This window comes from candidate division TA06 bacterium, assembly GCA_016208585.1.
Classification (GTDB): domain Bacteria; phylum Edwardsbacteria; class AC1; order AC1; family EtOH8; genus UBA5202.
The window spans coordinates 1-11,953 of record JACQXR010000015.1 but is presented as its reverse complement, the minus strand read 5'-3'; the positions used below and the strand labels follow the sequence as shown (position 1 = coordinate 11,953).

General features: G+C 50.6%; 23 protein-coding genes. All 23 read left to right on the top strand.

Features of this window, described 5'->3' with window-relative positions; all coding sequences use genetic code 11:
• Window positions 1-369: 369 nt before the first annotated feature.
• Window positions 370-528, top strand: coding sequence for a hypothetical protein (locus HY768_01570; protein ID MBI4725911.1), 159 nt, complete (start codon window positions 370-372; stop codon window positions 526-528).
• An 81-nt stretch (window positions 529-609) separates the two neighbouring features.
• Window positions 610-924 carry a 30S ribosomal protein S10 gene (rpsJ, locus tag HY768_01565; protein ID MBI4725910.1) on the top strand — a complete coding sequence of 105 codons (315 nt, stop codon included), beginning with the start codon at window positions 610-612 and terminating at the stop codon, window positions 922-924.
• A 62-nt stretch (window positions 925-986) separates the two neighbouring features.
• On the top strand, window positions 987-1,625 hold the full coding sequence (gene rplC / locus HY768_01560; GenBank protein MBI4725909.1) for a 50S ribosomal protein L3: 639 nt from the start codon (window positions 987-989) through the stop codon (window positions 1,623-1,625).
• A 3-nt stretch (window positions 1,626-1,628) separates the two neighbouring features.
• Entirely contained in the window at window positions 1,629-2,255 is a 627-nt protein-coding gene (gene rplD, locus HY768_01555) for a 50S ribosomal protein L4 (GenBank protein MBI4725908.1), read from the top strand.
• Window positions 2,252-2,542 carry a 50S ribosomal protein L23 gene (gene rplW / locus HY768_01550; GenBank protein ID MBI4725907.1) on the top strand — a complete coding sequence of 97 codons (291 nt, stop codon included), beginning with the start codon at window positions 2,252-2,254 and terminating at the stop codon, window positions 2,540-2,542. The genes rplD and rplW overlap by 4 nt, the downstream gene beginning before the upstream one ends.
• A 351-nt stretch (window positions 2,543-2,893) precedes the next feature.
• Window positions 2,894-3,763 carry a site-specific DNA-methyltransferase gene (locus HY768_01545; GenBank protein MBI4725906.1) on the top strand — a complete coding sequence of 290 codons (870 nt, stop codon included), beginning with the start codon at window positions 2,894-2,896 and terminating at the stop codon, window positions 3,761-3,763.
• A complete protein-coding gene (locus HY768_01540) occupies window positions 3,757-4,350 on the top strand; it encodes an HNH endonuclease (protein ID MBI4725905.1) in 594 nt (197 codons plus the stop codon). The genes HY768_01545 and HY768_01540 overlap by 7 nt, the downstream gene beginning before the upstream one ends.
• A 254-nt stretch (window positions 4,351-4,604) precedes the next feature.
• Window positions 4,605-4,940, top strand: a complete 336-nt coding sequence (locus HY768_01535) for a DUF4258 domain-containing protein (protein MBI4725904.1) — start codon at window positions 4,605-4,607, stop codon at window positions 4,938-4,940.
• Window positions 4,941-4,942: 2 nt separating this feature from the next.
• A complete protein-coding gene (locus HY768_01530) occupies window positions 4,943-5,167 on the top strand; it encodes a YgiT-type zinc finger protein (protein ID MBI4725903.1) in 225 nt (74 codons plus the stop codon).
• Window positions 5,168-5,537: 370 nt separating this feature from the next.
• Window positions 5,538-5,801, top strand: coding sequence for a hypothetical protein (locus tag HY768_01525; GenBank protein ID MBI4725902.1), 264 nt, complete (start codon window positions 5,538-5,540; stop codon window positions 5,799-5,801).
• Window positions 5,782-6,189: a type II toxin-antitoxin system VapC family toxin gene (locus HY768_01520; GenBank protein MBI4725901.1), complete on the top strand. Its 408-nt coding sequence runs from the start codon at window positions 5,782-5,784 to the stop codon at window positions 6,187-6,189. Before HY768_01525 ends, HY768_01520 begins: the two co-directional genes overlap by 20 nt.
• 193 nt (window positions 6,190-6,382) lie before the next feature.
• On the top strand, window positions 6,383-7,207 hold the full coding sequence (gene rplB, locus HY768_01515; GenBank protein MBI4725900.1) for a 50S ribosomal protein L2: 825 nt from the start codon (window positions 6,383-6,385) through the stop codon (window positions 7,205-7,207).
• A complete protein-coding gene (gene rpsS / locus HY768_01510) occupies window positions 7,207-7,566 on the top strand; it encodes a 30S ribosomal protein S19 (GenBank protein ID MBI4725899.1) in 360 nt (119 codons plus the stop codon). Before rplB ends, rpsS begins: the two co-directional genes overlap by 1 nt.
• A gap of 161 nt (window positions 7,567-7,727) precedes the next feature.
• Window positions 7,728-8,093, top strand: a complete 366-nt coding sequence (gene rplV, locus HY768_01505) for a 50S ribosomal protein L22 (protein ID MBI4725898.1) — start codon at window positions 7,728-7,730, stop codon at window positions 8,091-8,093.
• Window positions 8,094-8,096: 3 nt separating this feature from the next.
• Window positions 8,097-8,747, top strand: coding sequence for a 30S ribosomal protein S3 (gene rpsC / locus HY768_01500; protein MBI4725897.1), 651 nt, complete (start codon window positions 8,097-8,099; stop codon window positions 8,745-8,747).
• Window positions 8,748-9,087: 340 nt separating this feature from the next.
• On the top strand, window positions 9,088-9,513 hold the full coding sequence (gene rplP / locus HY768_01495) for a 50S ribosomal protein L16 (protein MBI4725896.1): 426 nt from the start codon (window positions 9,088-9,090) through the stop codon (window positions 9,511-9,513).
• A 1-nt stretch (window position 9,514) separates the two neighbouring features.
• On the top strand, window positions 9,515-9,742 hold the full coding sequence (gene rpmC / locus HY768_01490) for a 50S ribosomal protein L29 (protein MBI4725895.1): 228 nt from the start codon (window positions 9,515-9,517) through the stop codon (window positions 9,740-9,742).
• 23 nt (window positions 9,743-9,765) lie between these two features.
• Window positions 9,766-10,023 (top strand): 30S ribosomal protein S17, encoded by a 258-nt coding sequence (gene rpsQ, locus HY768_01485; protein ID MBI4725894.1) that lies wholly within the window; start codon window positions 9,766-9,768, stop codon window positions 10,021-10,023.
• 58 nt (window positions 10,024-10,081) lie between these two features.
• A complete protein-coding gene (rplN, locus tag HY768_01480; protein MBI4725893.1) occupies window positions 10,082-10,450 on the top strand; it encodes a 50S ribosomal protein L14 in 369 nt (122 codons plus the stop codon).
• A gap of 42 nt (window positions 10,451-10,492) precedes the next feature.
• Window positions 10,493-10,810, top strand: a complete 318-nt coding sequence (locus tag HY768_01475; protein ID MBI4725892.1) for a 50S ribosomal protein L24 — start codon at window positions 10,493-10,495, stop codon at window positions 10,808-10,810.
• A 152-nt stretch (window positions 10,811-10,962) separates the two neighbouring features.
• Window positions 10,963-11,502 carry a 50S ribosomal protein L5 gene (rplE, locus tag HY768_01470; GenBank protein MBI4725891.1) on the top strand — a complete coding sequence of 180 codons (540 nt, stop codon included), beginning with the start codon at window positions 10,963-10,965 and terminating at the stop codon, window positions 11,500-11,502.
• A 43-nt stretch (window positions 11,503-11,545) separates the two neighbouring features.
• Window positions 11,546-11,728 carry a type Z 30S ribosomal protein S14 gene (locus HY768_01465; GenBank protein MBI4725890.1) on the top strand — a complete coding sequence of 61 codons (183 nt, stop codon included), beginning with the start codon at window positions 11,546-11,548 and terminating at the stop codon, window positions 11,726-11,728.
• A 65-nt stretch (window positions 11,729-11,793) separates the two neighbouring features.
• A partial coding sequence (gene rpsH, locus HY768_01460) for a 30S ribosomal protein S8 (protein MBI4725889.1) occupies window positions 11,794-11,953 on the top strand: 160 nt, incomplete at its 3' end.

The window sequence follows — 11,953 nt, the reverse complement described above, 5'->3', positions numbered from 1 at the left end:
TGGCATAAAACAAAAATATTATCAGGTCATAGGTCTGATAATTCCCTTTCCGGCATTTAATTCTAACAGCATCAGTAATTCGTCTTCGTAAGTTTAAGTGCTTACAAAAACGCTGTAAAAGTATCAGCCCGCCATAATGGGTAATATGATTCTCGGAAAAGGAAATCGCTATATTGAACAGGCCTTTTCGCATAATTTTGTTGTCAAAACTTGAACAAAATGTCCTGCGCTATAACCGTCCATTTTGGACGGTTATAGCGAAAAGTCATTATATGCGCAATTAGCTGTAATTACAACTATTTTGAAGCTTTTCTTTGATAATATTGCGCATTATTGAGGTTGAAAGTCTATAACCTTGCTGGCCAGTTGGTGAAAACATTGATAAACGATAATAAGATCGCCGGTGTCCATCAAGTGCAATGGGACGGCAAAGATGATGTCGGACAAAAAGTTAGTAAAGGTGTGTATTTGTATAGAATGACAGCGGGTGATTATTCAGCCACCAAGAAATTGATTTTATTAAAATAAAATTGGAATAACCATGCCTGGGATGTCAGCCTCAAATTAACAAACAAAATAGATTTTAAATTTCTCGAGGAGATATAAAAAGTGGCGGCTCAGAAGATCAGGATAAAACTAAGGGCATACGACCATGCGGTGCTGGACAAATCGGTGGCCGAGATAGTCAATACGGCCAAACAGACCGGGGCCAAGATCTCGGGCCCCATCCCGCTGCCCACCAACCGCACCGTCTATACCGTCAACCGCTCCACCCATGTGGACAAGAAATCGCGGGAGCAGTTCGAGCGGCGGATCCACAAGCGCTTGATAGACATCTGGCACTCGTCTCCTCAGACCATCGACGCCCTAACCAAGCTGGACCTGCCGGCCGGGGTGGATATCGAGATCAAGACCGGGCTGTAAAAGCTATAAGCTATAAGCTTTAAGTTCTCAAAGAGTAAATTTGTAGCAAAGTAAAAGGCACAATGAACGGAATATTAGGCAAAAAAATCGGGATGACCCAGATCTTCGGGCCGGGCCACGCGGTGATTCCGGTGACGGTAGTCGAGGCCGGGCCCTGCGTAGTAACCCAGGTCAAAGACGGCAAGCGGGACGGCTATTCCGCCGTGCAGCTGGGTTTTGTAGAAAAGAAGAAACAGAAGACCACCAAGGCCATGCAGGGCCATTTTACCAAGGCCGGAGCCGTTACTCCCCTGCGTTTTGTCAAGGAAATCAGATCGGCCGATGCCAAGGACTATAAGCCCGGCCAGGTGATCAAGGCCGATATCTTCACCGAGGGCGACATGGTCAAAGTCACCGGCATCATGAAAGGCCGGGGCACCCAGGGCGTGGTCAAGCGCCATGGCTTCAAGGGCGGCCCCAAGACCCACGGCCAGACCGACCGGCTGCGCCGCCCCGGATCGGCCGGAGCCGGCTCCACCCCGGGCCGGGTCTATCCCGGCCGACGTTATCCCGGTCAGATGGGCAATGTCCAGATCACCGTTCGCAACCTAAAGATCGTCAAGGTGGACGCCGAGAAGAATCTGCTGCTGATTAAGGGCCCGGTACCAGGCGCCCCCGACGGGATATTGGTAGTTCAAAAGATAATAAAGAAGAAGGCGTAAAAAATGTTGTCCGCAAATCTATATGACGCCCAGGGGAAAAAGACAGGGAATATAGACCTGCCCGAGAACATCTTCGGGGTCAGGGTGAATCAGCACCTGCTATACCTGGCAGTAAGAAATTACCTGGATAATAAACGGCAGGGCACCGCCAGTACCCAGAATGCCGAGGACGTGCGGGGCGGAGGCAAGAAGCCGTTCAGGCAGAAGGGCACCGGCCGGGCCCGCCAGGGAAGCAATCGCTCCTCGCTGATGGTGGGCGGCTACGTGGCCCACGGCCCCCACCCCCGGGACTATTCCTGGGAGATGCCCAGGGCCAGCCGGCGCCAGGCCCTGAAATCAGCTTTGACCGATTCGTTCAAGACCGGCCGTTTGGCGGTGATAGACGCCGTGACCTCGGGCGGGAAGACCCGCGATGTCCACGGGGTCTTAAAGACCATGGAACTTTCCGACAAAAAAGTGCTGCTTTTAGACGTGGTCCCTTCATCCGAACTGCTGCTCTCCGGCCGCAACATCAAGGGCCTGGCTATCAGGCCGGTGCGGGAGCTTAACGCCTACGAAATCATGCGGGCCGACAGAGTGCTGTTTACCAAGGCCGGGGTGGAGGCCTTAAAGGAGGTCTTTAACAAATGAAAGATTTATCCAAGGTCATAAAAAAACCGCTGGTCACCGAGAAATTCACTGCGCTTAAAGAAGCTTACAACCGCTATGCTTTTGAGGTCGACAAGAACGCCAACAAGCATGACGTCAAAAGAGCCGTCGAGACGGCCTTCAAGGTCAAGGTCACCGATGTGGCCACCATGAACGTCCGGGGCAAGATCAAGCGGCAGGGCCGCACCCAGGGCAAACGTCCCGACTGGAAGAAGGCGGTGGTTACCTTGGCCAAGAATCAAAAGCTGGAGATAGGCGAAGGGGTTTGATTTATTTTGACTATCCGATCTTTTCAGGAATAGACGGGAGCACCGGGCGCCGCCGCTGAAAAAATGCGCTATAATTGCCGGAAAAAGGAAGGGATATGGCGCAGAGAGAAATATTATAAGAACTCCGGAAATTACCGGCACCGGAGCGCATAACAATCATTGAAACTGCTTTGCACTTGATTCATGAAGACCTTGAACAAATCGAGCAGCCACTCGCAAAAACGGAAAGAAAGCAAAAATTAGCCGAGGCTGCCGAGGCTTTATTGCCTGACTATTCGGCGGGCGGAGAATTGACCGCTTTTACAGCCCGCGATTAAATACGGCGTAACTACAAAAATAGGATGTAATAGTATGCATAAGGCAAATAGCCTAACGTCCACTGTAAATCATCAAGCGCCGAAAGTGGAACCAGATTGTGCTGTGAATATTATTACTGCACGCCACAAAAATGAATATTTCAGACACAAAGATATCGTTCTTATAAATGGCGATTGTTTAGATAAAGACTTATTTAATAAGCCCTTTATTGATTTAATCGTCACTTCGCCACCGTATAACGTCGGAATTGAATATAATTCCAATAATGATGAATTAAGTTACGATAAATATTTAGATTTTTCAGAGAAATGGATGTCAAATTGTTTTAAATGGAGCAATACTCAAGCAAGATTTATACTTAATATTCCCCTCGATAAAAATAAGGGTGGTCAACGAAGTGTCGGCGCTGATCTGACAACAATTGCACAAAAAGTGGGATGGAAATATCATTCAACAATAATTTGGAATGAAGGCAATATTTCAAGACGCACTGCTTGGGGTTCGTGGTTATCAGCAGCAGCACCTTATGTTATTGCTCCAGTAGAGCTAATTTTAGTTCTTTATAAAGATGATTGGAAAAAAACAATTGGTTCAAAAACAACCAATATCACAAAAGAAGAATTCATGGAATGGACTAATGGTCTTTGGACCTTTTGTGGTGAGAGTAAAAAAAGGGTTGGCCATCCTGCCCCATTTCCAAGAGAATTGCCAAAACGTGCCATAAAATTATTTAGTTTTATAAGTGATGTTGTTTTTGATCCATTTTGTGGAAGTGGCACAACAGTAATTGAGGCTTCGGTTAATAAACGCATTGGTATTGGTGTTGAGCTTGATAAAAATTATTGTAAATTAACAAAAAATAGGATAATGAAAGAATTAGGAACTTCAGAAACGTTATGGTGAAACATAATAACGAAATAACTCAAAGAGAACTTCTATTGGAGTACTTTCAAAGCCACCCCAATAAGGACATCAAACATCCTGAAATTGTTGACTGGGCGACATCAGAATATAAAAAACGAACGAGTAATGTCTTTCGAGATCCAGATCGTTCTATTCGTCTATTGCATCAAGAAGGATACTTAATAAAAGTTACAAAAGGCGTTTATAGATATGACCCCAAACATATTGTTGAAAGGGAATTAGAAGATTTTACCCCAGCTCAAAAGCAAACCGTTTTTGAGAGAGATGGTTACAAATGTGTTGTTTGCGGCAGAGGTACGAAAGAAGGTTTTGAGTTACATATCGATCATATTAAACCAAAAGATTTCGGTGGCGAAGCAACAATAGAAAACGGTCAAACCCTTTGTTCACAGCACAATTTTATGAAAAAGAATTTAAAACAAACAGAGACTGGCAAGAAAATGTTTATCCGTTTGTATGAAGTTGCAAAACACGAAGGGAATAAGGCATTACTTGATTTTTGCACACAGATATTAGATGTTTACGAAAAGAATAATATCAATTGCCATATTAAATGGGAACGTTAAATTACGTTTCAGCAGGTAAAATATCGTATAACAAACGGCTTGTTAGATGTTGCTCCAATTTGATTTTTACTTGAAGGCAACCGCCAAAATGTCCTCTGTCACAGCGTTTGTATCCAGGCAATCAAACACAGCTTGTTATGTGATAATGGGGCGCCTGAGGGGATAAAACAATGAGGGGATAGGGATGTTATTTACGCCTGAATCCTTAGCTGAAATGCCCTTGGAATGAGAGAGGAATTTGTGGGTCTAATTGCATGAACGAAGTTGAGGTTACTGCTTTGGAGGCTGTGCCGGACCGGATACGCGATCAAGCGGTTGCGGATAACATTCGCGTTACTCAACACGCCCAGCAGGAAATGGTTGAAGAGGATATCGCGCTAGCTGAAGTGTCTGAAGCTATTATTGCCGGCCAAATATTAGAGAATTATCCTGAGCACCGCCGGGGCTCTTGTTGTTTGCTCTATGGTATTACCCGTGGCGGCCGTCCTCTGCATGTCGTATGTACGACGGCAAGACCAGTACTTATCATTATTACGGTCTATGAACCCAAACCGCCAAAGTGGATAACACCAACTCGAAGGAGGCAATAGAGATGAAATGCAGTATTGAGGGGTGCCCCGGGGAATATGAAGAACGGAAAATTGTGCACACTATGCGCCATCATGGGCAGGTGCTCGTCATCGACCATGTCCCGGCAGAGGTTTGCCCAGTGTGTGGAGATGTGCTCCTAAAGCCGGAGACGGTGCGTCGGATTGAGATGGTACTGCGAACAGCAACCCGTTCCCCGAGCACGGTTCCTCTTTATGAGTACGCGTGAAGGGCGTTAGCCAAGATGCCAGAAATTGGGAAGGAGCCCACGGCACCGTTGGCGATCTAATTTCGCAGAGCTGACGCTACAAGGGCTGCGTCAGCGACACCATCGGTTAACAACAGCGTAAGCACTCAGTCTGGATAACCACTGTAGGAGCAGCGACATTGCCCTTAAGCCCAAACGTTAGGCGTAATTCGGCCTTACCGGACTAACCTTCGGATGGATTTATAAACCTGCAAACACACATTTACAGTTGAATCAGGAGATAAGTGGGGATCAAGTCTTATAAACCGGTGACTCCCGGATTAAGGCACCGTACCGGCTACACCTTTGAAGAGCTGACCACACCGCGTTGATCAATGGAGGATTTTTTACAATGAGCGAGTCTATTATTCGCGACAGAGTTATGGGTGAGATTAAACTTATTCCTGAGCATAAGTTGTCTGAGGTATATGACTTTATTCACTATTTTAGAATAGGCATACAGAAGTCGAAAGGAAATATTGATCAGATAATGGAATTTGCCGGTTGTTGGAAGGATGTGTCAGATGATGCGTTCAATGATTTTTTGAAAGAAATAACCCAACGAAGAAAAAATGCTTTTGCAGGAAGAATAAGCAATGAAGCCGGCTCTGGTTGATACTGACATTTTGTCCTTGTTTTTCAGGAACAATCACAATGTTGTTTTAAATTTCAAGAACTATCTTGTCCGGCACAGAAAAATAAACCTGAGCATCATTTCCTATTACGAAATTCTCAGCGGTTTAAAGCACAGGGACGCATTGAAACAACTGGATTCATTCTTGGAGTTTGCAAAGCGCAATACCGTAATTCCTTTGACTGAGGAATCTGTCACAATTTCATCAGACATCTACGCCGGATTGAGGAAATTAGGAAAACCAATTGATGATATTGATATACTCATTGCAGGCATCGCACTCTCAAACGGCTTGATTCTCGCAACAAATAATGAGGATCATTTCAAAAAGATTGAAGGTCTGAGCATTTCGAATTGGAGCAAAAAATAAGCAACTTAGCCTGACACAACATTGGCGCTCCCGCTCTTCGGGAAACAGCCATACTTTATTCCGGATCCTATCGACCGTGCCCCCGGTTGTTTCGCCAACGCACAACGTTATATGAAATTCGGCTTTACCGGACTAACCTTCGGATGGATTTATAAACCTGCAAACACACATTTACAGTTGAATCAGGAGATAAATGGGGATCAAGTCTTATAAACCGGTGACTCCCGGATTAAGGCACCGCACCGGCTACACCTTTGAAGAGTTGACCAAGCCGCTGGCTCCCAAAAGGCTGAAGAAGGCCATGCGCAAAAGCGGGGGACGCAACAATCACGGGCGGGTAACCGCCGACCACCGCGGAGGCGGGCACAAACGGGCTTACCGCCTGGTTGATTTCCGGCGCGACAAATACGGGATCGCCGCCACGGTGGCCGCCATAGAGTATGATCCCAACCGCTCGGCCCGGCTGGCCCTGCTGAAATACGCCGATGGGGAGTGGCGTTACATCATGGCCCCGCTGGGACTGAAGCCGGGCGACAAGGTGATGTCGGGGCCCGGCTCCGAGATCAAGAACGGCAACGCCCTGCCGCTGTCCGAGATACCCATGGGCACTCCGGTTCACAATATCGAGGTTACCAGGGGCCGGGGCGGCCAGATGGTGCGCACCGCCGGAGGATCGGCCCAGCTTTTGGCCAAGGAGGCCGGCTACGCCCAGCTGCGGATGCCATCGGGAGAGGTCCGGATGATCAGCTTGGAGTGCCTGGCCACCATCGGCCAGGTGGGCAACCTGGAGCACGAGAACATCTCCATCGGCAAGGCCGGCCGCAACCGCTGGCTGGGGGTCAAGCCCCACAGCCGGGGCGTGGTCAAGAACCCCCACGATCATCCCATGGGCGGCGGCGAAGGCAAGTCCTCGGGCGGACGCCATCCCTGCGGCCCCACCGGCCTCCTGTCCAAGGGCAAAAAGACCCGCAACCGCAAGAAATTTTCCAGCAAGTTTATTGTCAAGAGGAGAAAGTAATGTCCCGCTCCCTAAAAAAAGGACCCTTCATAGATCCCAAGCTATTCGCCAAGATCGAAGCCATGAACGCCGCCCGCGATAAGAAGGTGGTCAAGACCTGGGCCCGGCGCTCGCTGATCCCCCCGGAATTCGTGGGGTTCACCATTTCGGTCCATAACGGCAACAAGTTTATACCGGTCTACATCAGCGAGAACATGGTCGGCCATAAACTGGGAGAGTTCTCCCCCACCCGCACCTTCCGCAAGCACGGCGCGGCCGGCAAGGAAGTGGACAAGAGGGGCGGCAGGAAGACCGAAACCACCACCGCGGCTCCCGGCGCCCCCGGCGCAGCCCCGGCGGCAGCCCCGGCCAAAACCTAATAAAACAAGGCCTCTACGAAACTTATCACTGAAACACGGAAACTCAGGAAACACTGAATTATACTTACTAAATCGTTAAAAGCATAGTAATTTCCTTTCAAAAATTGTGTTTCCGTGGTAAAGGGTACTTTTGCAGAAGTCTCAAAACACTATAGAGTATTATGGAAGCTTTAGCCAGACAAAAATTCGTCCGGGTTACTCCTCGCAAGATGCGGATCGTGGCCGACCTGGTGCGGGGAAAGAACTGCAACCAGGCTCTGTCCATCCTGCGCTTCGTGCCCCGGGCCGCCAGCCCCCTGATCTTAAAGGCTATCCAGTCGGCGGTGGCCTCGGCGGTGGAGCAGGCCGGCCAGGCCAAGTTTGATCCCGATACCCTCAAGGTCTCCGAGATCAGGGTGGATGAAGGCGCTACCTGGAAAAGAATGCGGCCCCGGGCCCGGGGAAGGGCCGACCGTCGTTTAAAGCGGACCAGCCATTTAACGGTGCGGGTTTCGGACGGTCAACCAAAACAAGATACGGAGGAATAAGCCTTGGGTCAAAAGACAAATCCGATCGGGTTAAGGCTGGGAATCATCAAGACCTGGGACTCCCGCTGGTTCGCCAAAAAAGATTTTCCCGACCTGTTGGATGAAGATCAGAAGATCCGGCAGTACCTCCGGCAGAAGCTGGCCAACGCCGGCCTGGCCAAGATCGAGATCGAACGCACCCCCAAAAGGGCCACCATTACCGTCCACACTTCGCGCCCCGGGATAGTGATCGGCCGCAAGGGAGCCGACATCGAAAAGCTCAAGGCCGAGGTCCAACTCCTGACCGGCCAGAAGGAAGTTCACCTCAACATCGCCGAGGTCAAGGTTCCCGAGATCAATTCGGCGCTGGTGTCCGACTCCATCGCCCGCCAGCTGGAACAGCGCATCTCCTACCGCCGGGCCATGAAGAAGGCGGTGCAGGGAGCCTTAAGGATGGGAGCCCAGGGGATCAAGATCTCCTGCGGCGGCCGGCTGGGCGGGGCCGAGATCGCCCGGACCGAAAGCTACCGCGAGGGCCGGGTTCCGCTGCACACCTTGAGGGCCAACATCGACTACGGCACCGCCACCTCGCACACCACCTTCGGTTGCATCGGGATCAAGGTCTGGATCTTCAAGGGAGAACAGTTGCCGGCCCGCCAGGCCGTAAGGCAGTAGCCCAACCCGGGTAAACCGGAACTAAATCCGAAATCCTAATCACGAAACTCGAAACAAATTCAAATGTTCAAAAGGACAATGACAAAAACCCGTTTACCCGCGGTCTAAGGTGGTTTTTCCGGCTTTCTGGTCATTCGGTCATTCGGATTTGTTTCGGATTTCTGATTTCGTGCTTCGAATTTATAACGTCACCTGACGTTTGAAATTCAAATTATGCCCATTGGTTCGGCAAGCTCACCACAAGTTTTGCAAAGAATTTAACTCGTAAGAGATTAAAGAAAATAAAGCAAACGGTTCTTAGGCCATCAAGTCTTTTTGATACTTTGGAGATAGTTCACAAATGTTGATGCCAAAAAGGGTAAAGCACCGCAAACAACACCGGGGAAGGATGACCGGGACGGCTAGCCGCGGGCAGTTCGTGGAATTCGGCGATCAGGGACTGATGGCAGTGGAGGCCGCCTGGATCACCGACCGGCAGATAGAATCCGCCCGGGTGGCCCTGACCCGCTTCACCAAAAAGGGCGGCCGGGTCTGGATCAGGATTTTCCCCGACCATCCGTCCACCAAGAAACCGGCCGAGACCAGGATGGGCAAGGGCAAGGGCGCTCCGGATCACTGGGTGGCGGTGATCAAGCCGGGCCGGGTAATGTTCGAGATCGGCGGCATCCCCCCGGAATCTGCCAAGAGGGCCTTAGGTCTGGCTTCGCACAAACTGCCCATTAAAACCAAGATCGTCGAGCGCGATCGCACCATAAAGGTAATATAGTATGGCCAAGGTAAAAGAAATGCGCCAGATGACCCGGGCCGAGGTGGAACAGAAGCTCAAGGAAGAGGGCCAGAACCTTTTCCATCTGACCCTGCGCCATTCCACCCAGGGGCTGCCCAAGCCCACCGAGCTCAAAAAATCCCGCCGCCAGGTGGCCCGTATTAAGACCGTGCTCCAGGAAGACAAGCTGGGCAAGGCCAAGCTGGCTTCGGGCGCCAAGACCGCATAATATCTAGCTATTTTAGGAGTTTTATGACCGAGAGAAATTTACGCAAGGAACGGACCGGAAAAGTCACCAGCAACAAGATGGCCAAGACCATAGTGGTGGCGGTGGAGCGCAAGTTCAAGGACCCGTTTTACGGCCGGGTGGTGAAACGGACCAGCAAACTGATGGCCCACGATGAAAAGGGCGAGGCTAAAGCCGGCGACACCGTGCGGATAGTGGAGACCAGGCCGCTCTCCAAATGCAAGCGCTGGCGCCTGGACGGGGTCATCAGCAAAGCCAAGTAAGGCAGCTAAGGTTTTTCAAAGCAATTAATACAATCAACAGGCAACAAGGCGGGTTGAAATGATACAGCAATTCAGCAGACTGACCGTGGCCGATAATACCGGAGCCCGAAAATGCATGTGCATCCAGGTAATGGGAGGCCATTCCCGGCGTTACGGCAGCATCGGCGACATCATCAAGATCACCGTCAAGGACGTGCTCCCCGGCGGCAGCGTCAAGAAGGGCGAAGTGGCCCGGGCGGTGGTGGTCCGCACCAGCAAAGAGGTCCGGCGCCGGGACGGCTCCTACATCCGGTTCGACGAGAATGCCGCGGTAATCATCGACGACAAGAACGAACCCAGGGGAACCCGCATCTTCGGGCCGGTGGGCCGCGAGCTCCGGGAGAAACAGTTCCTTAAAATTGTATCTTTGGCCCCCGAGGTGATATAAAAAATCAGAAAGCAAAAGGCAGAGAGCAAAAAGCAAAGAAATATGAAGATAAAGAAAAACGACACGGTAGTGGTGATAGCCGGAAAAGCCAAAGGCAAACGGGGCAAGGTGCTCAAACTGTTCCCCGAGAAAAGCCGGGCCATAGTGGAGGGAGTCCAGTTCATCAAGCGGCACACCAAGCCCCGCAAGCAGGGGCAGAAGGCCGGGATCCTGGAGAAGGAAGCCCCGGTGGCGGTCTCCAACCTGATGGTGGTCTGCGCCAAGTGCAACAAGGGCGTCCGGGTGGGAGCCCGGGCGCTGACCGACGGCAAGCGGTCCCGGGTCTGCAAGTCCTGCGGCGAGATGCTGGACAAAGTCTAATTATTTAGCCACCCTTCTATACATCAGGGTAAACTCCGCCACAAAGGCCCCAAACCATATTAATAAATAGGACATTAAATTTGTGTCTTGGTGCCTTGGTGGCAGTGTAATTGCTTAATCGTAAATCGTAAATCGTAAATCGAAAATCGAAAATGGCGCGTTTAAAAGAAAAATACCGGCAGGAAGTCAAGCCGGCCCTGATCAAAAAATTCGGCTATAAAAGCCCGATGCAGGCCCCGGCCCTTTTAAAGATCGTGGTCAACATGGGGCTGGGCGAGGGGATTCAGGATCCTAAAATTGTGGAGGCCGCGGCCAAGGACCTGGGGACCATCACCGGCCAAAAACCATCCATCCGCAAATCCAAAAAATCCATCGCCAACTTCAAACTGCGGGCCGGGCTGCCCATCGGCGCCATGGTCACCTTAAGGGGCAACACCATGTACGAGTTCTTCGACCGGATGGTCAACGTGGCCATGCCCCGGATCCGCGATTTCAAGGGGATGGCGGCCAAGTCCTTCGACGGCCGGGGGAATTACACCATGGGGATCAAGGAGCAGATCATCTTTCCCGAGATCAACTACGACAAGATCTCCAAGATCGTGGGTATGGATATCACCTTCGTGACCACCGCCAAGAGCGATGAAGAGGCTAAGGAACTGCTGAGCCTGATGGGGATGCCTTTCCAGAAATAAGCATCAAGTCCAATATTTTAAACAAAAAGGATACTCAAGTTCTATGGCCAGAAAGGCGATGATTCAAAAGTCCGAGCGGCCGAAGTTCAAGGTCCGGCATCACAGCCGGTGCCGCCGCTGCGGAAGGGCCCGGGCGTTCTACCGCGACTTCGGCATCTGCCGGATTTGCCTGCGGGAGATGACCTTAAGGGGCGAGATCCCCGGAATGGTCAAGGCCAGCTGGTAGGGAGATGAATTGGTTTTTAAGCCGTTATCAAGATTTACAAGAGCATTTTTAGGAGATAATACGAGATGTCGATGACCGATCCCATTGCCGATATGCTGACCAGGATCCGCAATGCCGGGAAAGCCAAGATGAAGAGGGCGGATGTTCCGGCCTCCAAAATGAAGATGGCGATCACCAAGATCCTGTTAAGGGAGCGCCTGATCTCCAATTTCAAATACATCGCCG